The sequence below is a fragment of the Pseudomonas sp. 13159349 genome, assembly GCF_013305685.1.
GTDB classification, from domain to species: domain Bacteria; phylum Pseudomonadota; class Gammaproteobacteria; order Pseudomonadales; family Pseudomonadaceae; genus Aquipseudomonas; species Aquipseudomonas asiatica.
In genome coordinates this window covers 1,141,033-1,163,285 of sequence record NZ_CP045553.1, presented here as the reverse complement: position 1 = coordinate 1,163,285, position 22,253 = coordinate 1,141,033, and the positions used below count along the sequence as shown (strand labels likewise).

Sequence of the window (22,253 nt, the reverse complement as noted above, 5' to 3'; positions counted from 1 at the left end):
GAGAAGCTGTATGCAAGTCAATATCAGTGGACAGCATGTAGAAGTCACCCAGCCACTGCGCGATTATGTGCTTGAAAAGCTCGCTCGCGTGGAAAGTCACTTCGACAAGATCACCAACGTGCAGGTCATCATGAAAGTCGAGAAGCTGCAGCAAAAGGTCGAGGCGACCTTGCAGATTCCCGGCGGCGAAGTGGTTGCCAACGCCGAACACGAAGACATGTATGCAGCGATCGACGCCTTGGCCGACAAGCTCGACCGCCAACTGAAAAAACACAAGGAAAAACAGCAAAGCCTGCTGCAAGGTGCAGCTGCCCGCTGATCCCCCTCATCCATGATCCGACTTGAAACCATCCTGACCCCCGGCCGTTCCCTCGTGAACGTGCCGGGCGGCAGCAAGAAGCGCGCCCTGGAAAAGGTCGCCACCGTCATCGCCGAACAAGTGCCCGAACTGGAGATGCAAGACGTCTTCGAAAAACTGGTCGCCCGGGAAAAACTCGGTTCGACCGGTTTCGGCAACGGCATCGCCATCCCGCACTGCCGGCTTGAAGGATGTTCCGCTCCGGTCAGCGCCCTGCTGCACCTGGAAGCGCCTATCGACTACGACGCCATCGATGGCGCGCCGGTGGACCTGCTGTTCGTCCTGCTGGTGCCAGAAGCCGCCACCGATGCCCATCTGGAATTGCTGCGCCAGATTGCCAGCATGCTCGATCGCAAGGAGGTCCGTGATCGCCTGCGTGCGGCCACCAGCAGCGAGGCCCTGTTCCAGGTTGTCCTGGACGTACAGAACGAGCACTGAACATGCGCCTGATCATCGTCAGCGGCCGGTCCGGCTCCGGCAAGAGCACCGCCCTCGATGTCCTGGAAGACAACGGTTTCTACTGCATTGACAACCTGCCCGCCGGGCTGCTGCCGCAACTGGCGGAAAATGCGCTGATCAACACCGAGTTGCAGCAACCCAAGGTCGCCGTGTCGATCGACGCGCGCAACTTGCCCAGCCACCTGACGCGTTTCCCCGAGTTGCTCGAAGAAGCCCGCGCCCGGCATATCCAGTGCGACGTGCTGTACCTGGATGCCGACGAAGACGTACTGCTCAAGCGTTTCTCGGAAACCCGCCGACGCCACCCGCTGACCAACGCCAACCGCTCGCTCGCGGAAGCGATCCGGGTGGAAAGCGAATTGCTGGGGCCGATTGCAGACCTGGCCGACCTGAAGATCGACACCACCAGCCTGAACCTGTACCAGCTGCGTGATTCGATCAAGCTGCGCCTGCTCAACCAGCCCGAGCCTGGCACCGCGTTCCTGGTCGAGTCGTTCGGTTTCAAGCGAGGAATGCCGGTCGATGCCGACCTGGTGTTCGATGTGCGCTGCCTGCCCAACCCTTACTGGAAGCCCGAGCTGCGTGAGCACTCCGGCCTCGACCAACCGGTGATCGACTACCTGGCCGCACAGCCGGATGTCGAAGAGATGTTCAACGACATTTCCAGCTACCTGCTCAAGTGGCTGCCCCGCTTCGCTGCCAGCAACCGTGCCTACGTCACCATTGCCATTGGCTGCACCGGCGGCCACCACCGCTCGGTGTACATCACCGAACGCCTTGGCCAGTTGTTGCAGCAATCCCTGAAAAACGTCCAGGTCCGCCACCGCGACCTCTAGCCCAAGGATCCGCCCCACGATGCCCGCCCGTGAAATCACCATCATCAACAAGCTGGGTCTGCATGCCCGGGCGGCAGCCAAGTTCGTCGGCGTTGCCGGCCGCTTCCCCTGCCAGGTCAGGGTTGGCCGTGCGCCGGACAAGCTGGTGGATGGCAAGAGCATCATGGCGGTGATGATGCTGGCGGCCGGCAAAGGCACCCAGGTGCACCTGCATACCGAAGGCGAGCAGGACGACGATGCCATGGCAGCGCTGGTCGAACTGATCAACAATTATTTCGACGAAGGCGAATAAAGTTCGCAGGCCCGCACGGTCCGTGTGGGAACAGCTTTTTTGCACAAAAAAGCCTTTAGGAGATTGCCCAGTCCTTTTGGCTGCGCTGTCGCGTAGAGAACTGAATCCGCAAGCGGTACGCGTACCCTGTGGGAGCGGCTTTAGCCGCGAAGAATCCAACGCGGTGCATGGCACCGGCTGCGCCGATGTTCGCGGCTAAAGCCGCTCCCACAGCGAAGCCGGTGAACACCCCATCATCCGGCGCAAACCGATGAACATCCCCAAGCGGGCCAGGCCAGGTCCAACCAGGCGAAGCCGCGCGCCAATAGCAACGCAGTGCCTGCCAGCAACAGCAAAGTCCCGAGCGCCAGGCGAAACAGGCGAAACAGGCGCACGCGGCTGACAGACATCATCTGGGAGCGCATACCGGGGAGACTCACTTCAGGGTTTCGAGGTAGCGGCGCTCCACTTCCGCCCAGTCAATGACGTTGTAGAAGGCACCGATGTATTCCGGACGACGGTTCTGGTACTTCAGGTAGTAGGCATGCTCCCACACGTCCAGGCCGAGGATCGGCGTGTTGCCGTGCATCAGCGGGCTGTCCTGGTTGCCGCTGCTTTCCACTACCAGGGTTTTCTGCGGGGTCACGCTGAGCCAGGCCCAGCCACTGCCGAAGCGGGTCAGCGCAGCCTTGGTGAAGGCCTCCTTGAAGGCATCGAAGCCGCCCAGTTGGGCGTCGATGGCCTGCGCCAGAGCGCCCTGCGGCTCTCCCCCGCCGTGCGGCGACATCACGGTCCAGAACAGGCTGTGGTTGGCGTGCCCGCCGCCATGGTTGGTCACCGCACCACGCAGGTCTTCCGGCAGTTGCCCGACCGCGCCGAGCAGTTTTTCCACCGGCCACTCAGCCCACTCGGTGCCTTCGATGGCGGCGTTGAGGCCAGTGACGTAGGTCTGGTGGTGCTTGGTGTGGTGGATTTCCATGGTCTGCGCGTCGATGTGCGGTTCCAGCGCAGCGTAAGCGTAAGGCAGTGCAGGCAAGGTATGGGGCATATCAGTGAATTCCGTAGGCATGGGTTGGGCGATGACCAACGCGGCCACCGCTGACGCTTGGGCCGTGACTCAGTGTCAGATACCACCGGCGGTGAGTTTTTCCGGGTCCAGTAGCGCTTCCAGCTGGTCACGCGACAGGTCGGTGTGTTCCAGCGCCACGTCGATGATCGGACGGCCTTGCTTGTAAGCGGTCTTGGCGATTTCGGCGGCCTTGAGGTAGCCGATGATCGGGTTCAGCGCCGTGACCAGAATCGGGTTGCGTGCCAGGGCTTCCTTGAGCTTGCTTTCGTTGACCTTGAAACTGGCGATGGCCTTGTCGGCCAGCAGGCGGCTAACGTTGGCCATCAGTTCGATGCTCTCCAGCAGGTTGCGGGCGATCACCGGCAGCATCACGTTCAGCTCGAAGTTGCCGGACTGGCCAGCGATGGCGATGGTGGCGTCATTGCCGATCACTTGGGCGGCGACCATGGCGGTGGCCTCTGGAATCACCGGGTTGACCTTGCCAGGCATGATAGAAGAGCCCGGCTGCAGGCCTTGCAGCTCGATTTCGCCCAGCCCGGCCAGCGGGCCAGAGTTCATCCAGCGCAGGTCGTTGGCAATCTTCATCAACGCCACGGCGGCAGTCTTGAGCTGGCCGGACAGGGCCACTGCGGTGTCCTGCGAGCCGATCAGGGCGAACAGGTTCTGCCCGGGGGTGAACTCGACCTGGGTCAGGCCGCTGAGGTGGCGGGCGAAACCAGCAGCGAATTGCGGGTGGGCGTTGATGCCGGTACCCACGGCCGTGCCACCCTGGGCCAGCGCCTGCAGGCTAGGCAGGGTCGCTTCGATGTGTGCCTTGGCGCCATTGATCTGTGCCGCCCAGCCATCCAGCACCTGGCTCATGCGCACCGGCATGGCGTCCATCAGGTGGGTGCGGCCAGTCTTCACGTACTGATGCACCTGTGCCGACTTGGCCTCGATCACCTGTACCAGGTGCGCCAGGGCGGGCAGTAGCTGCTCGTGCAAGGCCAGGGCGGCGCTGACGTGAATCGTGGTCGGGATGATGTCGTTGCTGCTCTGGCCGCAGTTGACGTGGTCGTTGGCGTTGACGGCCTCACCCAGCACGCGACTGGCCAGTGTGGCGATCACCTCGTTGGCGTTCATGTTCGAGCTGGTTCCGGAGCCTGTCTGGAACACATCCACCGGGAAATGCTGGATGAAGTCACCCGCCAAGAGTTGCTCGACTGCCGTTACGATGGCCTGGCCTTGCGCGGTCGACAACTGTTCCAGTTCGACGTTGGCCTTGGCCGCGGCAGCCTTGGCCAGCAGTAGTGCACGAATGAACTGGGCCGGCATGCGCTGGCCGCTGATCGGGAAATTGTCGACCGCGCGTTGGGTCTGGGCACCGTACAGGGCCTGGGCCGGCACCTGCAGTTCGCCCATGCTGTCACGCTCGATACGGGTATCACTCATCATCAAATCCTTGCATCAGTTCATCGGGAGAAATCGACGGCAGCAGGCGGCAATTGGCCAACTGCAGGGCGTAGGGCTGCCAGCGCTGGCTCTGTGCCTCGCGGTCGAGGTTGCGCAGGTCCAGCAATGGGCGCCAGGCCTGGTCCAGGCACAGGCAGCGCCAATGCCAGGGCAGCATGCGGTCGCAGGCGGTATCCAGCAGCAGGCGGAAGGAGGTCAGCGCCACCGTCCATGGCGAAGTCTCGGTGCAGTACACCAGGTAACGGCCTTCAGCCAGGTAATGCTCGATCAGGCGCGGTTCGTCGGGCTCGAGCGCACAGCGGATGCGTCGGCTGAGCCAGCGCCAGTTTTCCAGGTAGGGCAGTTCGCGGAGGACGGGTTTCATGAACATCATCGCCGGGTTACTGGATAATGATATTAATTATTAAATGATAAATAGAATCACTTCAATAGGAAGCTGATGGAACAAAAAACCCGGCGCGGGGGCCGGGTCTTTGGTTTCATTGAAAATTCTGTAGTGCCTGCACCGGCCTCTTCGCGGGTAAAACCGCTCCCACAGGAATCGCATAAGGCTCAGTCTTGTGCAGTACCTGTAGGAGCGGGTTTACCCGCGAAGAGGGCGGTAAAGGCTGTGGATCAGCTACCAGCCACAGTCATCCGCTCGATCAGCACCGAACCGGTGTGAATGTTGCTGCGGGTCTCAAGATCGCTGCCGATCGCGACAATCTGCTGGAACATGTCCTTCATGTTCCCGGCAATGGTCACTTCCTGCACCGCGTGCTGAATCTCGCCATTCTCGACCCAGAAGCCCGCCGCGCCACGGGAATAATCACCCGTCACCATGTTCAGGCCATGCCCCATCAACTCGGTCACCAGCAGCCCTCGGCCCATGCGCCGGATCAGCGCCGCCTGGTCTTCGACCCCATGGCTGACGAACAGGTTGTGCACGCCGCCGGCATTGGCCGTGCTTGGCAAACCCAGCTTGCGCCCGGAATAGGTACCCAGCAGGTACGACACCAGCTCACCCTTGTCGACGAACGGCTTGGAATAGGTAGCCAGGCCATCGCCGTCGAATGCGGCACTGCCCAGTGCCCGCGGAATGTGCGGGCGCTCGTCGAGGGTCAGCCAGGTGGGGAACAGGCGCTGGCCGATGGTCCCCTCCAGGAATGACGACTTGCGGTACAGGTTGCCGCCGGAGATGGCCGACAGGAAACTGCCGAACAGGCCACCGGCCAGCTCGGCCGAGAACAGCACCGGCACCTCGCAGGTCGGCACCGGCCGCGCCCCCAGACGGCTGGCTGCACGCTGGGCAGCGCGCATGCCGATGCTACGCGGGTCGGCCAGCAGGTTGCCCTGCCGGTTCACGTCGTACCAGTAGTCACGCTGCATCTGGCCGTCCCCTTCGGCGATCATCACACAGCTCAGGCTGTGCCGGGTCGAGGCGTAGCCACCGATGAAACCATGGCTGTTGCCATACACGCGGCAACCCTGGTGGGTATTGAGGGTGGTACCGTCGGCATTGAGGATACGCGGGTCGGCGTCGAACGCCGCCGCTTCGCAGGCCAGGGCCATCTCGATGGCCTTCTCTGGCTCGAGGTTCCAGTCGTGGTACAGGTCCAGGTCCGGGATATCGCGGGCCATCAACGCTGCGTCGGCCAGGCCGGAACATTCGTCCTCGGAGGTATGCCTGGCAATCGCCAAGGCCGCGGCGACGGTTTCGCGGATCGCTTCCGGGCCACTGGCCGAGGTGCTGGCCGAGCCTTTGCGCTGGCCCACATAGAGGGTGATGCCAAAGCCCTGGTCGCGGTTGAACTCGACCGTCTCGACCTCTCGCTGACGTACCGTGGTGGACAGGCCCTGCTCCAGCGACACCGCCACTTCGCAGGCGCTGGCCCCCTGGCGGCGCGCCTCGGCGATGATCGCCTCGACCTGCTCCTGCAATGCTGGCAGGTCCTTCGGACCTACGCTCTGGACTGCACTCATGGTTCTCTCCACTCAAATTCTGCGTTCGGCGAGGGTCATTCTACGACCGGGCCGGACAAGCGGCCCCCGACTGGTTATCATGGCGGCGATTTCTAGCGGACTGCCACCATGGTTGATTCAAACGACGACGCCTTCGACGGCGAAAAAAGCAAAACCCAGATCAAGCGCGAGCTGCATGCGCTGGTCGAACTCGGCGAGCGCCTTACCACGCTCAAGGCCGATACCCTGGCTCGCCTGCCGTTGACCGACGAGCTGCGCAAGGCCCTGGCCGAAGCCAGCAAGCACACCGCTCACGGTGCCCGCAAACGCCACATGTCGTTTGTCGGCAAGCTGATGCGCGTGCAGGACCTGGATGCCATCCACGCTCTGCTCGAACAGATGGACAGCTCGACCCGCCAGTACAATGAGCGCTTCCACAGCCTGGAGCGCTGGCGCGACCGGTTGATCGACGGTAACGACGAAGACCTCGAACGCTTCGTCAACGAATACCCCGACACCGACCGCCAGCAGCTGCGCTCGCTGGTACGCCATGCCCAGCACGAGAAGGCCCGGAACAAGCCGCCTGCCGCCGCGCGCAAGGTGTTCAAGTACATCCGCGATCTCGACGAGCTGCAGCGCGGATTGCGCTGATCGCCATGGGGCCGCTTTGCGGCCCATTCGCAGCACAAGGCGGCTCCTACAGAAATACGCGATCCCTGTAGGAGCAGCCTTGTGCTGCGAATGGACCGCAAAGCGGTCCCTGAAGCCATCACGCCCCTGTACCGCCCACGGTGATCGCATCCAGCTTCAAGGTCGGCTGCCCGACCCCCACCGGCACCGACTGCCCGTCCTTGCCGCAAGTCCCTACCCCGCTGTCCAGCGCCAGGTCGTTACCGACCATCGACACCCGGCTCATCGCCTCCGGCCCGTTGCCGATCAGGGTAGCCCCCTTCACCGGCGCGGTAATCTTGCCGTCTTCGATCAGGTAGGCCTCACTGGTCGAGAACACGAACTTGCCGCTGGTAATGTCCACCTGGCCACCGCCGAGGTTGGCGCAGTAGATACCCTTCTTCACCGAAGCGATGATTTCCTGCGGGTCGCTTTCGCCCGCACGCATGTAGGTGTTGGTCATGCGCGGCATCGGCAGGTGCGCGTAGGATTCGCGGCGGCCGTTGCCGGTCACCGCCATGCCCATCAGGCGCGCGTTCAGCTTGTCCTGCATGTAGCCCTTGAGCACACCGTTCTCGATCAGCGTGGTGCACTCGGTCGGGGTGCCTTCGTCATCCACGCTCAGCGAGCCACGGCGGCCTTCGAGGGTGCCATCGTCGACAATGGTGCACAGGCTCGACGCCACCTTCTCGCCAATGCGGCCGCTGAACGCCGAACTGCCCTTGCGGTTGAAGTCACCTTCCAGGCCATGGCCGACAGCCTCGTGCAGCAGCACGCCCGACCAGCCCGAACCCAGCACCACCGGCAGGGTACCAGCCGGTGCCGGGATCGCCTCCAGGTTCACCAGGGCCTGGCGCAGCGCTTCGCGGGCATAGCCCATGACCCGTTCTTCGGTGAAGAAGCGGTAGTCGGTACGCCCGCCACCGCCCTGCCCGCCACGCTCGCGGCGGCCGTTCTGCTCGACGATTACGCTGACGTTGAAGCGCACCAGCGGGCGTACGTCGGCGGCCAGGCTGCCATCGGCCGCAGCGATCAGGATGCGTTCCCAGACCCCGGCCATGCTCACACTGACCTGCTGGATACGCGGGTCAAGGGTGCGGGTGGCGGCGTCGACACGCTTGAGCAGTTCGACCTTTTCGGCACGGCTGAGCACATCCAGCGGGTTGTCCGCCGGATAAAGGGCAGTCACGTCCTGGCTGCGGAAGGCCTGCACCTTGCCGTTCTGCCCGGCACGCGAGATCGAACGGGCGGCACGGGCGGCCGAGGTCAGCGCTTCGAGGTTGATTGCGTTGCTGTACGCAAAGCCGGTCTTTTCACCGGACTGGGCACGCACGCCCACGCCCTGGTCGAGGTTGAAACTGCCCTCTTTGACGATGCCGTCTTCCAGCGCCCAGGTTTCCGAGATCTGGCCCTGGAAATACAGGTCGGCGGCATCGATGCCGGGGCCGGCCAACTCACCCAGCACGCTCTGCAGGCTGTCCAGGGTCAAGCCGCCTGGGGCCAGGAGCTGCTCGCTGACGGTGGATAACATCTGGCTCATAGTCACTCCGAGGTATGCGCAGGCCGCAACGCGCCCTGCGAGAAAAAGCGCCGGTGCGATACCACCGGCATGCGCGCCCGGATGGACGCTTGTTCGTCAATGTCGCGCTCGGCGAGCAGCACCGCTTCACCTTGCGCCTGTTCCGCGACGATGCGCCCCCAGGGGTCGACGATCGCCGCATGGCCATGGGTTTCCCGTGGCCCCGGGTGGGTGCCGCCCTGTGCCGCAGCCAGCAGGTAGCACTGGGTCTCGATGGCACGGGCGCGCACAAGCACTTCCCAATGTGCCGCGCCCGTTACCGCAGTGAAGGCGGCCGGCGCAGTGATCAGTTCCGCGCCGGCGGCGCGCAGTGCGCTGTACAGTTCGGGGAAGCGCAGGTCGTAGCACACGCTCAGCCCCAGCCGCCCCACCGGCGTATCAGCCACCACTACCTGGGCGCCGTGGGCATAGTCGTCGGACTCGCGGTAACGGCCACGATTGTCGGCAACGTCCACATCGAACAGGTGCAGCTTGTCATAGCGTGCCGCTACCTCACCGTGTTCGTCGATCAGCAGCGAGCAGGCATGGGCCTTGGCTTCAGGTTGGCCGACCGGTGGCAATGGCAAGGTACCGGCGACAATCCATAACTTGAGGTCGCGGGCGGTGCGTTTCAACCATGGCAGGATCGGCCCTTCGCCCAACGCTTCGGCGCGGCCGATGGCAGCGGCGTCCTTGCGGCCCATGGCAGCGAAGTTTTCCGGCAGCACCGCCAGCCGTGCGCCGCCAGAGGCGGCCTGCTCCAACAGGGCACCGGCGCGCTGCAGGTTGGCCAGCACATCGTCCTGGCTGACCATCTGGATTACAGCTGCCTTCATGGGCACTCCTAGCGGGATTTCTCGAAAGGTTTCACAAATGTGATTCTAGGCTCTTTCACCGGACCTTCGACACGGTAGTGCACGCTGGCGAAGCGTGACACCCGGTCACCGATCAGCCGGTCCACCAGGAACAGCGCCCCGCCCACGGCCGGCGCGCCGACAATCAAGGCCGCCAGCGGCAAGTTGTTGGTCACTGGCAGGCTCACCTGCAGGTTGGCATCGACCCGGTCGCGTACCAGGTCCAGGGTACCGTCCAGCTCGAAGTTGCTCGACGGGCCGGTCACAGCGATTGGCTCGCGGGTCACATAGACACCGTCACTGGCTACCAGCAAACCTTTGACACGGTCGTAGGCCAGGCCCTTGTCGAACAGGTCGGAGAAGTCCAGGCGCAAGCGCCGACCGATGGAGTTGAAGTTCAGCAGGCCGAACACCCGCAGCGCCTGGGCACTGCCTTCGACCTCTACGAACTGGCCGGTGCGCAGTGCTGCGTCCATGCTGCCAGAGAAGCGCTTGAGGCTCACCGAGGCCGGCGAACCCGGCCAGCGGCCATCCACATCCAGGCGGAAGTCGCGGCTGGTCACGGTCGGTGCAAAGCCCCAGGCCTTGAGCACATCCGCCAGGTTCTTGCCGTCCAGGCGCCCTTTGTACCAGCTGCTGGTGCTGCCCGGTTCGCCTTCCCAGCCACCGCCACCATCGATACGCAGGCCTTTGAAGTCGAGGTCTATATCGCTGGCGGTCACGCCACGCGCGGTCGGCCGCAGCTTGAGCGACGCACTGCCGTACAGGTCGTCACCGCGATAGAGCTTGTCAATGCTCAGGTCCAGCGCCGGAACCTTGCGCGGGTCGAACGAAGCCAGCGGGTCCGGGCCCTCCTCGGCCTGTGCCTCTGCCTGCTTTTCCGCCGCGCTGGCGGCGGGCAGGCGCAAGGTCTGCATGCGCACCACCATTGGCGCGCCCTTGGCATCCGGCACCCGGGCGTTGCCGATGACTTCCTTGCTATCGAAGCGCAGATCCCAGGCGGGGCCGCCACGGGCCAGGCGCACCACGGCCTGGTTCAGGTCCAGGCCAAAGGCTTTCAGCTGGCCGATGCTCAGGTCTACGCCTTGCAGGTTCTGCCTCGCGCTACCGCCCGGGTCATCGCCGGCCAGGCGCGCCGCCTGTTCCTGCCAGGGCCCCAGGTCCAGCGTCTCCAGGTGCCCGCGCACTCGCAGGCCCTGGCCGGCAGGTACCTGGGCGTTACCGGTGCCCAGCAGCAACTCGCCACGGCCCTGCCCCAGCTTCTCGGCCGGCGCGGCGTAGGCAAAGCGGGCAAGGTCGGTGTAGGCGACATCGAAGCGCCGCTCCGGCCCCTGGAGGGTCATGCTGAAGCGTGTGTCACGGGTATCGGCCGCTGCCTTGCCGAACGGTGCCGGCAGGTCTATGGCCAAGCCCCTGAGGCTGGAATCGACACTCAGGCGGTTGTCCCGGCTACCCAGGCTGACCTGCAACTGGTAAGGCAGGTCGCCGGACGCCGGCAAGGCCTGCTTGAACTGCAGCCAGTCGGTCAGTGCCTTGAGCGACACCTGGCCGCTGGCGTTGACGCGTGTCTGCATCTGCCCGGGCTGGCCTTCGGCGGTGATTTGCGCCGTCACCGGCTTGCCGAAGGCCTGCAGGCTGATGCCCTTGCCGCTCAGGCCCTTGTCCAAATCGAAACTGAAGTCACCCTTCAGGCGGCTCAACTCCAGGCTCGGCGGCGCAACCTTCAACCGCGCATCGTCGGTGGCAAAGTCTACCTGCACTTTCGGCCGCTGCCCGCGAGCCAGCGGAATGTCGAGCTTGACCTTGCCCTTGAGCGGCCCCTCGCCCTCCCAGCCGGCAAATATCTCGCCGGTGCCGATTGGAGCCTCCTTGAGGATCTTCAGGCCATCGCCCAAGCTCCCGTCGAAGTCACCATCGAGGTACAGGTGGCTTTGCTGGCCCTCGTCGACATGCGGGATATCGACGCTCACATTACTGACCTTGGTGTCGAGGAGTACGCCACGCTGGGCCTTGACGCGCACACCACTGTCCTCGATGAACACATCGCCATCCACGTGCTGCACCTGCGGCCAGCCCGGCTGGAAGTCCAGGGCTGCATCACGCACCTTGAAGAACAGGCTGATGCTGCGGGCTTCCGGCGCGACACCATGGTTCAGCGAGCCTTGGTACTGGAAGTAGCCTTCGTCCACCGTGCCTTTGACGATCGCACTGCGCAGCCATTCGTCGAGTGCCGGGCTGAGCACCTCGGGCAGGTACTTGGCGGTGTAGCGGCCATCGCCTTCGGTCAGGCCGACGCGCAGGTCCATGTAGTCTTCACGGCCTTCTTCGAACAACAGGCGAATGAGGAAGTCACCGGCGATCTTGCCCTCCTCGCCCAGTACCTTGAGGTAAGGCGCGACCAGGGTGAAACCCTCCTTGTCCAGGGCCCAGGTCAGGCGCGCATTGGCCTTCTGGTAATGCCAGGGTTTGGCGAAGATCGGGTACAGGTGCAGCATGAACGCATCGGTATCAAGGCGCAGTTCGCCATGACCAAGGTCTCCGCTGATGCTGCCGCTGACGTTACCGGCTGCCGGGGCATTGTGATAGGCATCGAAACCGACCTTCTCCAGGTTGGCTTCGAACTGCAGGCGCTGGTCACCCTCTGCCTTGGGCCGGGCTACCAGACGCACATTGCGCAACGCGCCGGTCACATTCAGGCCATCGACCACGGCCATGACCTTGTCCGGCAGTGGCGCCAGGGCATCGACGAGCGGTGTCAACGGCGTGAGGTCGAGGCGGTCGGCCTGCACGTTCCAGCTTTCCGCGGCAGCGTCCTCGCCTGGACGCTGCTGCAATTGCAGGTGCGACTCCCAACGGGTCTTGCCGACGTCCATGGCCAGGGAGTCGACTACCACATCGAAGCCTTGTTCCTGGCGCAGGAACCAGGCACCCAGCGCCAGGTTGTTCAGCCTGGCCGCCTTGCGCCCGGCATAGGCACCGTGCAGCTCCGGTGCATTGAGGCGTACAACGGCCTGCTGCAACTGCCCCTTGCTCCAGTCGACCCAGAACTCGCCGCCCGCCCGCAGGGCGTCGGCATGCCACTGGCCCAGCAAGCGTGGCGGCAGCCAACGCGCCCAGTCACTCTGTGGCAGGCTCAGGTAGGCTTCGACCTTGCCGTCGCGCCAGGCGCTGGGCGTGGCACGACTGCGCAGGTTCAGCGAAAGCGGTTGGCCATCGGGAAGGGTCGCGCGCAGATCCAGGGCATGGCGCGAAGCTCCGGCCTGCAGGCCAACGCTCACATAAGTGAGGGTCAACGGGTCGCGCTGCCAGGGGTGCAGGGTGACCTGACTGTCGAACACATCGATGCGGCCCAACTGGCGCAGGCGCTGCAACAACTCGGCGGGGTCGAGCGGCGCATCGTCCTTCTTCGGCAGGCCTTCGAGGTTCCAGGCGCCCTGCTCGTTCTCGCGCAGGATCAACTGCAGGCCGCCCAACTGAATGCGTGCCAGGCGTACTTCTCGGGCAGTGAGGCTGGCCCAGACATCGGGGACTACCTTGACGTCGTCCAGGCGCAGGGCCGTCGCCCCATCGCCCAGTTGCAGGTCACGCACCCGCAGCACCGGTGCCAGGCCGCTCCAGCGGCCTTCCAGGGCACCAACGTGCACGGGCAGGCCCAAAGCCTGCTCGGCCTTGCTTTCCACATCGGCGCGATACTCGGCCACCAACGGCACCAGTTCGCGGCCGAGGCTGACATACAGTGCCACCAGTACTGCCAGCAGGGCGCAAACGCCCAGCCCCCAGCGGGTCAAGGCGACAAGAACGCGGTTCAGACGTCCCATGGCCATGGCCCTCCAGGTCGTTTATCCATGATGGCCCGTAGCCCCGGATTTTCCAGCCCGGGCCACCTGCGGCGCGTTTCAGAAGGCCTCAGAGCAGCACCACATCGTATTGTTCCTGCGAATACATCGACTCCACCTGGAAACGAATGGTTCGGCCGATAAAGGCTTCCAGCTCCGCGACGTTACCGGATTCTTCATCCAGCAACCGATCGACCACCTTCTGGTTGGCAAGCACGCGGTAGCCTTCGGCCTGATATGCACGGGCCTCGCGCAGGATCTCGCGGAAGATTTCGTAACAGATGGTCTCGGGGGTTTTCAGCTTGCCACGACCCTGACAGGCCAGGCAGGGCTCGCACAGCACCTGTTCCAGGCTTTCGCGTGTGCGCTTGCGGGTCATCTGCACCAGGCCCAGCTCGGTGATGCCGATGATGTTGGTCTTGGCGTGATCGCGCTCCAGCTGCTTTTCCAGCGTTCGCAGCACCTGGCGCTGGTGCTCCTCGTCTTCCATGTCGATGAAGTCGATGATGATGATGCCGCCGATATTGCGCAGGCGCAGTTGCCGGGCGATGGCGGTGGCGGCCTCGAGGTTGGTCTTGAAGATGGTCTCTTCAAGGTTGCGATGGCCGACGAAGGCGCCGGTGTTCACATCGATGGTGGTCATCGCTTCAGCCGGGTCGACCACCAGGTAGCCACCGGACTTCAGCGGCACCTTGCGCTCCAGTGCACGCTGGATCTCGTCCTCGACGCCGTACAGGTCGAAAATCGGCCGTTCGCCCGGGTAGTGTTCGAGGCGGTCGGCGATTTCCGGCATCAGTTCGCCAACGAACTGCGTGGTCTTCTGGAAGGTTTCCCGCGAGTCGATGCGGATCTTCTCGATCTTCGGGTTGACCAGGTCACGCAAGGTACGCAGGGCCAGGCCCAGGTCCTCGTAGATGACCGTGGGCGCACCGCAGGTCTTGATCTGGGTGCCGATCTGCTCCCACAGGCGGCGCAGGTAGCGAATGTCCTGCAGGATCTCTTCAGCGCGTGCGCCTTCGGCGGCGGTGCGCAGGATGAAGCCACCGGCGTCCTTGATGTTCTCGCTTTCCATGCAGTCGCTGACTACCTGCTTGAGGCGCTCGCGCTCGGCTTCGTCTTCGATCTTCAGGGAAATGCCGACATGGCTGCTGCGCGGCATGTACACCAGGTAGCGTGACGGGATCGACAGCTGGGTGGTCAGGCGCGCGCCCTTGGTGCCGATCGGGTCCTTGGTCACCTGTACCACCAGGGCCTGGCCCTCGTGCACCAGGGCGGTGATGTTCTCTACCGCCGAGCCTTCGCGCTGGGATATTTCCGAGGCATGGATGAATGCCGCGCGCTCAAGGCCGATGTCGACGAAGGCCGCCTGCATGCCCGGCAGCACACGCACCACCTTGCCTTTGTAGATATTGCCGACGATGCCCCGGCGCTGGGTGCGCTCGACATGCACTTCCTGCAGCACCCCGTTTTCCACCACCGCCACGCGCGACTCCATCGGGGTGATGTTGATCAGGATCTCTTCACTCATGGCAGGCTCTCGTCAAAGGTCTTGGGTAATGATGGATGGCGTATGCAGTGCTGGCTACCGCTGGTTTGTTACCTCTGGCGTATGCGCGGGCGATTGCCAGCAGGCAATGCCGAATTGGCCAAGCAGTTCGGCCGTTTCGCTGAGGGGCAAGCCGACCACCGCCGAGTAGCTACCGGAAAGGCCGGTGACGAACACCGCGCCCAAGCCCTGGATGGCATAGCCGCCGGCCTTGTCCGCGGGCTCGCCGCTGGCCCAGTAGCGTTGCGCTTCCTCGGCGCTGATTGCACGGAAGCGCACCTTGCTGGTGACGCACAGGCTGTGCACGCGCTGGCCATCGCTCAGGGCGACCGCGGTCAAAACCTGGTGCTCGCGGCCCGACAGGTCGGCCAGCATGGCCAGGGCATCTTCGCGGTTTTCCGGTTTGCCGAGAATACGACCATCGAGCACCACGGCAGTGTCTGCACCCAGCACCACAGCTGGGCCTTCGAGGCAGGCCAGGCCGGCGGCAGCCTTGGCCCGGGCCAGGCGCTCGACGTAGGCCGGGGCGCTTTCATTGGGCAGCGGGGTTTCATCGATGGGGGCACTGACAACGCTGAACGGCACCCCGATCTGGGCCAGCAGTTCACGACGACGGGGCGAGCCGGAGGCCAGGTATAGCGGGTTCATGCAGACATCTCCCTGTCAGTCGCGGCGGCGCCGTCAGTTGATATGCAAGCGTCGGCGCAGGTCGCGCAGGGCGAAACTGATCCACGGCCAGAGCAAGGCACTGATTACCGCTGACCAGACCAGCGCCAGGGTGGGCAGCCGGTTGCCGGTCAGCGCGCTGAGCCACAGCTGGATCAGCTGGGCAATGCCGAAGATCACCAGAATCACCAGGCTCTGCTGCCACATGGGGAACATGCGCAGGCGCTGCTGCAAGGACAGCACCAGGAAGGTGATGAGGGTGAGGATCAGCGCGTTCTGCCCCAGCAAGGTGCCGTACAGCACATCCTCGGCCAGGCCCAGCACGAACGCGGTGGTCATGCCGACCTTGTTCGGTACGGCGAGGGTCCAGAACGACACCAGCAAGGCCAGCCACATGGGCCGGAACACTTCCATGAACTGCGGCATGGGCGAGACGCTGAGCAGCAGGCCGATGGCGAAAGTCAGCCAGATGACCCAGCCGTTGTTGCGGCGTGATGCAGCCATCATTGCCTCCGGGTGTGAGCGGGTGCGGCAGGCGCGGCAGCCGGCGTGGCAGGTGCGGCCACCGGAGCTGCAGGCTGCGCAGCCGGGGCTGTCGGGGCCGCTGGTGTGGCCGGCGTGGCAGGTGCGCTGCCAGCTGGTGCACCCTGCTCGCCCGTCGTGGCCGGCTGGCCTGGGGCCGAGGTGCCCTTGCGGTCAGCCTCTTCCTGGGCAATGGCGGCATCGGTGGCGCGCTGTTCCGGGCTGCGCCGGTCGCTGAACACCAGCAGCATGTAGCGGCTGCGGTTGAGCGCGGCGGTGGGGATGGCACGAACGATGGCGAACGGCTGGCCGGAATCGTGGATCACTTCGTTGACCGTGGCCACCGGGTAGCCGGCCGGGAACCGTTGCCCCATGCCGGAACTGACCAGCAGGTCGCCTTCCTTGATGTCGGCGGTATCGGCCACATGGCGCAGTTCCAGGCGCTCCGGGTTGCCGGTGCCGCTGGCGATGGCGCGCAGGCCGTTGCGGTTGACCTGCACCGGGATGCTATGGGTGGTATCGGTCAGCAACAGTACGCGCGAGGTGTACGGCATCAGCTCGACCACCTGGCCCATGAGGCCACGGGCATCGAGCACCGGCTGGCCAAGGAACACGCCATCACGTTCGCCCTTGTTGATCAGGATGCGGTGGGTGAACGGGTTGGGATCGACACCGATCAGCTCCGCCACTTCGACCTTTTCGTTTACCAGCGCCGAAGAGTTGAGCAACTCGCGCAGGCGCACGTTCTGCTCGGTCAGGGCCGCCAGTTTCTGCAGGCGCCCCTGCAGCAGCAGGGCTTCGGTCTTGAGCTTTTCGTTTTCGGCGATCAGTTCGGTGCGGCTGCCGAACTGGCCGGCCACACCTTGCCACGCACGCTGCGGCAGGTCGGTGATCCAGTACGACTCCATGAGTACCAGGCCCATCTGGCTGCGCACTGGTTTGAGCACGTCGAAGCGCGCGTCGACAACCATCAACGCGACCGACATCACCACCAGGACGAGCAGGCGAACGCCCAGCGAAGGGCCCTTGGAGAAAAGCGGTTTAATGGGCCGTTCCTCGTGGACGACTCAGGAGGTCATTGGACATGGGACAACGCACCAGCCTGGTTGCGGGTTGACGGATACGGCGCCCCGAACGGGCGCCAGCCCAGCACATACAGGTAGCACTGTGCGTACTACCTGTAAACCGGGCGCTCGTGAACAGCGAGCGGAATCACTCGCTGGAGAGCAGGTCCATCGCGTGCTTGTCCATCATCTCCAAGGCGCGACCGCCGCCACGGGCGACACAGGTCAGCGGGTCTTCGGCGACGATCACCGGCAGGCCGGTTTCCTGGGCCAGCAGCTTGTCGAGGTCACGCAGCAGCGCGCCACCACCGGTCAGCACCAGGCCACGCTCGGCGATGTCCGAGGCCAGCTCGGGCGGCGATTGCTCCAGGGCACTCTTGACCGCCTGGACGATGGTCGCCAGGGATTCCTGCAGTGCTTCAAGCACTTCGTTGGAGTTCAGGGTGAAGGCACGCGGTACGCCCTCGGCCAGGTTGCGGCCGCGCACGTCGACTTCACGTACTTCGCCGCCCGGGTAGGCAGTGCCGATTTCCTGCTTGATGCGCTCGGCGGTGGACTCGCCGATCAGGCTGCCGTAGTTGCGGCGCACGTAGGTGACGATGGCTTCGTCGAAGCGGTCGCCGCCAACGCGGACGGATTCGGCATAGACCACGCCGTTCAGGGAGATGAGCGCGATTTCAGTGGTACCACCACCGATATCGACGACCATCGAACCGCGGGCTTCTTCGACTGGCAGGCCGGCACCGATGGCGGCGGCCATCGGCTCTTCGATCAGGAACACTTCACGGGCACCGGCACCCAGCGCCGATTCGCGGATGGCGCGGCGCTCTACCTGGGTCGACTTGCACGGCACGCAGATCAGCACGCGCGGGCTCGGCTGCAGGAAGCTGTTCTCGTGAACCTTGTTGATAAAATATTGCAACATTTTTTCGCAGACGCTGAAGTCGGCGATGACGCCGTCCTTCATCGGACGAATGGCAGCAATGTTGCCAGGCGTACGGCCCAGCATGCGCTTGGCTTCGGTACCGACGGCGACGACGCTTTTCTGATTGCCATGGGTACGGATGGCAACAACCGAGGGCTCATTCAGGACGATACCGCGCTCACGCACGTAAATAAGGGTGTTGGCAGTACCCAGGTCGATGGACAGATCGCTGGAAAACATGCCACGCAGTTTCTTGAACATGGGAAAGTGACCCTGGGGAAAGCGTGGGTAAAAAAGTGCGGCAAACTCTAACAATGGCAGGGATTTTGGGCAAGGAGCCAATATGTTAAATTGGCTGTTTTTCCGAGCACGCCAGCAGAATTTCGCGGCCTTTAGACCGCCAGAAAGCTGACATGTTCCTCACTGCGGACCCGAATTCCGGTCTTTGTTTCCCCTGGAGATCCCCATGGCGCTTGAACGCTGCGACGTGGAAAAGATCGCCCATCTGGCCCGTCTGGGCCTGAATGATGGCGAACTGCCACGCATTACTGACGCACTGAACAGCATTCTCGGGCTGGTCGACCAGATGCAAGCGGTCGACACTACTGGCATCGAGCCACTGGCCCACCCCCTGGAGGCCAGCCAGCGCCTGCGTCCCGACCAGGTCACCGAAAGCAACCAGCGCGACGCCTACCAGGCCATCGCGCCGTCGACCGAAAGCGGTCTGTACCTGGTTCCCAAAGTCATCGAGTAAGGGATAGTGCCTGCCATGCATCAATTGACCCTGGCCGAGATCGCCCGCGGACTCGCCGACAAGTCGTTTTCCTCCGAAGAGCTGACCGGCGCCCTGCTGGCGCGCATCAAGCAGCTCGACCCGCAGATCAACAGCTTCATCAGCATCACCGAAGACCTGGCCCTGGGCCAGGCGCGTGCCGCCGACGCCCGTCGCGCCGCTGGCGAAACCGGCGCGCTGCTGGGTGCCCCCATCGCCCACAAGGACCTGTTCTGCACCAACGGCGTACGCACCAGCTGCGGCTCGAAGATGCTCGACAACTTCAAGGCGCCGTATGACGCCACCGTGGTTGCCAAGCTGGCCGAAGCCGGTATGGTCACCCTGGGCAAGACCAACATGGACGAATTCGCCATGGGTTCGGCCAACGAATCCAGCCACTACGGCGCGGTGAAGAACCCATGGAACCTCGAGCACGTCCCGGGCGGCTCGTCGGGCGGTTCGGCCGCGGCAGTGGCTGCACGCCTGCTGCCAGCCACCACCGGCACCGACACCGGCGGCTCCATCCGCCAACCGGCGGCACTGACCAACCTCACCGGCCTCAAGCCAACCTACGGCCGCGTGTCGCGCTGGGGCATGATCGCCTACGCCTCCAGCCTCGACCAAGGTGGCCCGCTGGCCCGTACCGCCGAAGACTGCGCCCTGCTGCTGCAGGGCATGGCCGGTTTCGACGCCAAGGACTCCACCAGCATCGAAGAACCGGTGCCGGACTACAGCGCCAACCTGAATGCTTCGCTGCAAGGCCTGCGCATCGGCCTGCCGAAGGAGTACTTCGGTGCCGGCCTCGACCCACGCATCGCCGACCTGGTCCAGGCCAGCGTCAAGGAGCTGGAAAAGCTCGGCGCGGTGGTCAAGGAAATCAGCCTGCCGAACATGCAGCACGCCATCCCGGCCTACTACGTGATCGCCCCCGCTGAAGCCTCGTCCAACCTGTCGCGTTTCGATGGCGTGCGCTTCGGCTACCGCTGCGAGAACCCGAAAGACCTGACCGACCTGTACAAGCGTTCGCGTGGCGAAGGCTTCGGTGTCGAAGTGCAGCGCCGCATCATGGTCGGCACCTACGCCCTGTCGGCCGGCTACTACGATGCCTACTACGTGAAGGCTCAGCAGATCCGCCGCCTGATCAAGAACGACTTCATGGCCGCCTTCAACGACGTCGACCTGATCCTCGGCCCGACCACGCCAAACCCGGCCTGGAAGCTCGGCGCCAAGAGCAGCGACCCGGTCGCCGCCTATCTGGAAGACGTCTACACCATCACCGCCAACCTGGCGGGCCTGCCGGGCCTGTCGATGCCGGCCGGCTTCGTCGATGGCCTGCCGGTTGGCGTGCAGCTGCTGGCGCCATACTTCCAGGAAGGCCGCCTGCTCAACGTCGCGCACCGCTACCAGCAAGTGACCGACTGGCACACCCGCGCCCCCAACGGCTTCTGAGGAATTCACACATGCAATGGGAAGTTGTGATCGGGCTGGAAATCCACACTCAGCTCGCCACCCAGTCGAAGATCTTCTCCGGCAGCGCCACCACCTTCGGTTCCGAGCCGAACACCCAGGCCAGCCTGGTTGACCTGGGCATGCCTGGCGTACTGCCGGTGCTGAACCAGGAAGCCGTGCGCATGGCGTGCATGTTCGGCCTGGCCATTGATGCCGAGATCGGCAAGCGCAACGTGTTCGCGCGCAAGAACTACTTCTACCCGGACCTGCCAAAGGGCTACCAGATCAGCCAGATGGACTTGCCGATCGTCGGCAAGGGCCACCTCGACATCGCCCTGGAAGACGGCACCATCAAGCGCATCGGGGTAACCCGCGCGCACCTGGAAGAAGATGCCGGCAAGAGCCTGCACGAAGACTTCAGCGGCTCCACCGGCATCGACCTGAACCGTGCCGGCACCCCGCTGCTGGAAATCGTCTCCGAGCCCGACATGCGCAGCGCCAAGGAAGCCGTGGCCTACGTCAAGGCAATCCACGCGCTGGTGCGTTACCTGGGCATCTGCGACGGCAACATGGCCGAAGGCTCGCTGCGTTGCGACTGCAACGTGTCGATCCGCCCGAAAGGCCAGGCCGAATTCGGCACCCGCTGCGAGATCAAGAACGTCAACTCGTTCCGCTTCATCGAGCGCGCGATCAACAGCGAGATCCAGCGCCAGATCGACCTGATCGAGGACGGCGGCAAGGTGGTACAGGAAACCCGTCTGTACGACCCGAACAAGGACGAGACCCGCTCCATGCGCAGCAAGGAGGAAGCCAACGACTACCGTTACTTCCCCGACCCGGACCTGCTGCCGGTGGTGATCGAGGACAGCTTCCTCGAAACCGTCCGCGCCGGCTTGCCGGAACTGCCGACGCAGAAGGTCGAGCGCTTCCAGAACCAGTACGGCCTGTCGGCCTACGACGCCAACGTGCTGGCTTCCAGCCGCGAGCAGGCGGACTACTTCGAGGAAGTGGTGAAAATCGGTGGCGATGCCAAGCTGGCTGCCAACTGGGTCATGGTCGAACTGGGCAGCCTGCTGAACAAGCTGGGCATCGAGATCGACCAGGCGCCGGTCAGCGCCGCACAGCTGGGCGGCATGCTGCTGCGTATCCGTGACAACACCATCAGCGGCAAGATCGCCAAGACCGTGTTCGAGGCCATGGCCGCCGGTGAAGGCGATGCCGACAGCATCATCGAAAGCAAGGGCCTGAAGCAGGTCACCGATACCGGTGCGATCGACAAGATGCTCGACGAAGTGCTGGCGGCCAACGCCGAGCAGGTCGAACAGTACCGCGCAGCCGACGAGGCCAAGCGTGGCAAGATGTTCGGCTTCTTTGTCGGCCAGGCGATGAAAGCCTCCAAGGGCAAGGCCAACCCGGGGCAAGTGAACCAATTGCTCAAGGCCAAGCTCGAAGGGTGATCTGAATATGCTGCGAGGGCTTTGCCCTCGTTCGCGGGCTTGCCCGCCCCCACAGATACTGCGCCGCTTTCACAGGCGGTGATATACCTGTGGGAGCGGGCAAGCCCGCGAATGGCTGCACTGGAGACCTCCTGACTTGCTAAAGCGATCCCTGAGCACCCTCGCCCTCTTCTCCCTGCTGGCCGGCTGCGCCAGCCAGGACATCGACCCCAACGGTTACGACAAGACCGGCACCGCCTCCTATTACGGCTCTCGCCACCATGGCAAACGCACCGCCAGCGGCGAACCGTTCAACCAGCACGGCCTCACCACCGCCCACCGCAGCCTGCCTTTCGGCAGCCGGGTACGGGTGACCAACCTGGCCAACCAGCGCAGCGTCGTGGTGCGCATCAACGACCGTGGCCCACACACCCGCGGCCGCCTGATCGATCTTTCACGTGCCGCCGCAGAAAAAATCGGCATGATCCGTAGCGGAACCGCGCGCGTGCGAGTACAAGGACTTAGCGACTGACGCGACAGGAGTCCGACCATTTTCGACCTGGCTACCCT

The 22,253-nt window shown here is 64.1% G+C and carries 21 protein-coding genes; 9 read left to right on the top strand and 12 right to left on the bottom strand.

Going from position 1 to position 22,253, the window contains the following annotated elements; all coding sequences use genetic code 11:
* Nucleotides 1-10 precede the first annotated feature (10 nt).
* The 4 genes from hpf to GEV38_RS05405 are packed head-to-tail and all read left to right on the top strand — an operon-like array spanning nt 11 to nt 1,945.
* Complete coding sequence (gene hpf, locus GEV38_RS05420; protein ID WP_003255135.1) at nt 11-319, top strand: ribosome hibernation-promoting factor, HPF/YfiA family; 309 nt, start codon at nt 11-13, stop codon at nt 317-319.
* A gap of 12 nt (nt 320-331) precedes the next feature.
* Nucleotides 332-796 (top strand): PTS IIA-like nitrogen regulatory protein PtsN, encoded by a 465-nt coding sequence (gene ptsN / locus GEV38_RS05415; RefSeq protein WP_015269060.1) that lies wholly within the window; start codon nt 332-334, stop codon nt 794-796.
* Between the two features lie 2 nt (nt 797-798).
* Nucleotides 799-1,653: an RNase adapter RapZ gene (rapZ, locus tag GEV38_RS05410; RefSeq protein ID WP_013971076.1), complete on the top strand. Its 855-nt coding sequence runs from the start codon at nt 799-801 to the stop codon at nt 1,651-1,653.
* Nucleotides 1,654-1,672: 19 nt separating this feature from the next.
* A complete protein-coding gene (locus tag GEV38_RS05405) occupies nt 1,673-1,945 on the top strand; it encodes an HPr family phosphocarrier protein (protein ID WP_013971075.1) in 273 nt (90 codons plus the stop codon).
* Between the two features lie 415 nt (nt 1,946-2,360).
* On the opposite strand, the gene GEV38_RS05395 is transcribed toward GEV38_RS05405, so the two are convergent.
* The 4 genes from GEV38_RS05395 to pmbA all read right to left on the bottom strand — a co-directional run bounded on the left by GEV38_RS05395 (nt 2,361) and on the right by pmbA (nt 6,407).
* Nucleotides 2,361-2,972 carry a superoxide dismutase gene (locus tag GEV38_RS05395; protein ID WP_054573147.1) on the bottom strand — a complete coding sequence of 204 codons (612 nt, stop codon included), beginning with the start codon at nt 2,970-2,972 and terminating at the stop codon, nt 2,361-2,363.
* Between the two features lie 75 nt (nt 2,973-3,047).
* A complete protein-coding gene (locus GEV38_RS05390) occupies nt 3,048-4,424 on the bottom strand; it encodes a lyase family protein (protein WP_015269058.1) in 1,377 nt (458 codons plus the stop codon).
* Entirely contained in the window at nt 4,417-4,818 is a 402-nt protein-coding gene (locus GEV38_RS05385; RefSeq protein ID WP_081013989.1) for a FagA protein, read from the bottom strand. The genes GEV38_RS05390 and GEV38_RS05385 overlap by 8 nt, the downstream gene beginning before the upstream one ends.
* Before the next feature lie 242 nt (nt 4,819-5,060).
* Nucleotides 5,061-6,407 carry a metalloprotease PmbA gene (gene pmbA, locus GEV38_RS05380; RefSeq protein ID WP_015269056.1) on the bottom strand — a complete coding sequence of 449 codons (1,347 nt, stop codon included), beginning with the start codon at nt 6,405-6,407 and terminating at the stop codon, nt 5,061-5,063.
* A gap of 108 nt (nt 6,408-6,515) precedes the next feature.
* Between pmbA and yjgA the strand changes: the two genes are divergently transcribed.
* The gene (yjgA, locus tag GEV38_RS05375) at nt 6,516-7,037 is read left to right on the top strand and encodes a ribosome biogenesis factor YjgA (RefSeq protein WP_003255152.1); all 522 of its coding nucleotides are present in this window, start codon (nt 6,516-6,518) and stop codon (nt 7,035-7,037) included.
* Nucleotides 7,038-7,155: 118 nt separating this feature from the next.
* Here yjgA and tldD read toward each other — a convergent pair whose 3' ends face one another.
* The 8 genes from tldD to mreB form a co-directional block, all read right to left on the bottom strand.
* Nucleotides 7,156-8,595 carry a metalloprotease TldD gene (tldD, locus tag GEV38_RS05370; RefSeq protein ID WP_054573148.1) on the bottom strand — a complete coding sequence of 480 codons (1,440 nt, stop codon included), beginning with the start codon at nt 8,593-8,595 and terminating at the stop codon, nt 7,156-7,158.
* A gap of 2 nt (nt 8,596-8,597) precedes the next feature.
* Nucleotides 8,598-9,449 carry a carbon-nitrogen hydrolase family protein gene (locus tag GEV38_RS05365; protein WP_015269054.1) on the bottom strand — a complete coding sequence of 284 codons (852 nt, stop codon included), beginning with the start codon at nt 9,447-9,449 and terminating at the stop codon, nt 8,598-8,600.
* An 8-nt stretch (nt 9,450-9,457) separates the two neighbouring features.
* Nucleotides 9,458-13,291 carry a YhdP family protein gene (locus GEV38_RS05360; protein ID WP_054573149.1) on the bottom strand — a complete coding sequence of 1,278 codons (3,834 nt, stop codon included), beginning with the start codon at nt 13,289-13,291 and terminating at the stop codon, nt 9,458-9,460.
* A gap of 82 nt (nt 13,292-13,373) precedes the next feature.
* Nucleotides 13,374-14,831, bottom strand: a complete 1,458-nt coding sequence (gene rng, locus GEV38_RS05355; RefSeq protein ID WP_013971067.1) for a ribonuclease G — start codon at nt 14,829-14,831, stop codon at nt 13,374-13,376.
* A 54-nt stretch (nt 14,832-14,885) separates the two neighbouring features.
* Nucleotides 14,886-15,497: a nucleoside triphosphate pyrophosphatase gene (locus tag GEV38_RS05350; RefSeq protein ID WP_015269052.1), complete on the bottom strand. Its 612-nt coding sequence runs from the start codon at nt 15,495-15,497 to the stop codon at nt 14,886-14,888.
* 33 nt (nt 15,498-15,530) lie between these two features.
* Nucleotides 15,531-16,019 carry a rod shape-determining protein MreD gene (gene mreD / locus GEV38_RS05345; RefSeq protein WP_015269051.1) on the bottom strand — a complete coding sequence of 163 codons (489 nt, stop codon included), beginning with the start codon at nt 16,017-16,019 and terminating at the stop codon, nt 15,531-15,533.
* Nucleotides 16,019-17,053 carry a rod shape-determining protein MreC gene (mreC, locus tag GEV38_RS05340; RefSeq protein WP_220467601.1) on the bottom strand — a complete coding sequence of 345 codons (1,035 nt, stop codon included), beginning with the start codon at nt 17,051-17,053 and terminating at the stop codon, nt 16,019-16,021. Before mreC ends, mreD begins: the two co-directional genes overlap by 1 nt.
* A gap of 196 nt (nt 17,054-17,249) precedes the next feature.
* Nucleotides 17,250-18,287 (bottom strand): rod shape-determining protein MreB, encoded by a 1,038-nt coding sequence (mreB, locus tag GEV38_RS05335; protein WP_003255163.1) that lies wholly within the window; start codon nt 18,285-18,287, stop codon nt 17,250-17,252.
* Nucleotides 18,288-18,492: 205 nt separating this feature from the next.
* Between mreB and gatC the strand changes: the two genes are divergently transcribed.
* The 4 genes from gatC to GEV38_RS05315 all read left to right on the top strand — a co-directional run bounded on the left by gatC (nt 18,493) and on the right by GEV38_RS05315 (nt 22,215).
* Nucleotides 18,493-18,780 (top strand): Asp-tRNA(Asn)/Glu-tRNA(Gln) amidotransferase subunit GatC, encoded by a 288-nt coding sequence (gene gatC, locus GEV38_RS05330; protein ID WP_003255165.1) that lies wholly within the window; start codon nt 18,493-18,495, stop codon nt 18,778-18,780.
* A 15-nt stretch (nt 18,781-18,795) separates the two neighbouring features.
* On the top strand, nt 18,796-20,247 hold the full coding sequence (gatA, locus tag GEV38_RS05325; protein ID WP_015269049.1) for an Asp-tRNA(Asn)/Glu-tRNA(Gln) amidotransferase subunit GatA: 1,452 nt from the start codon (nt 18,796-18,798) through the stop codon (nt 20,245-20,247).
* Between the two features lie 11 nt (nt 20,248-20,258).
* Nucleotides 20,259-21,704 (top strand): Asp-tRNA(Asn)/Glu-tRNA(Gln) amidotransferase subunit GatB, encoded by a 1,446-nt coding sequence (gene gatB, locus GEV38_RS05320; protein ID WP_013971062.1) that lies wholly within the window; start codon nt 20,259-20,261, stop codon nt 21,702-21,704.
* 136 nt (nt 21,705-21,840) lie between these two features.
* A complete protein-coding gene (locus GEV38_RS05315) occupies nt 21,841-22,215 on the top strand; it encodes a septal ring lytic transglycosylase RlpA family protein (RefSeq protein ID WP_173895604.1) in 375 nt (124 codons plus the stop codon).
* Nucleotides 22,216-22,253: the final 38 nt, after the last annotated feature.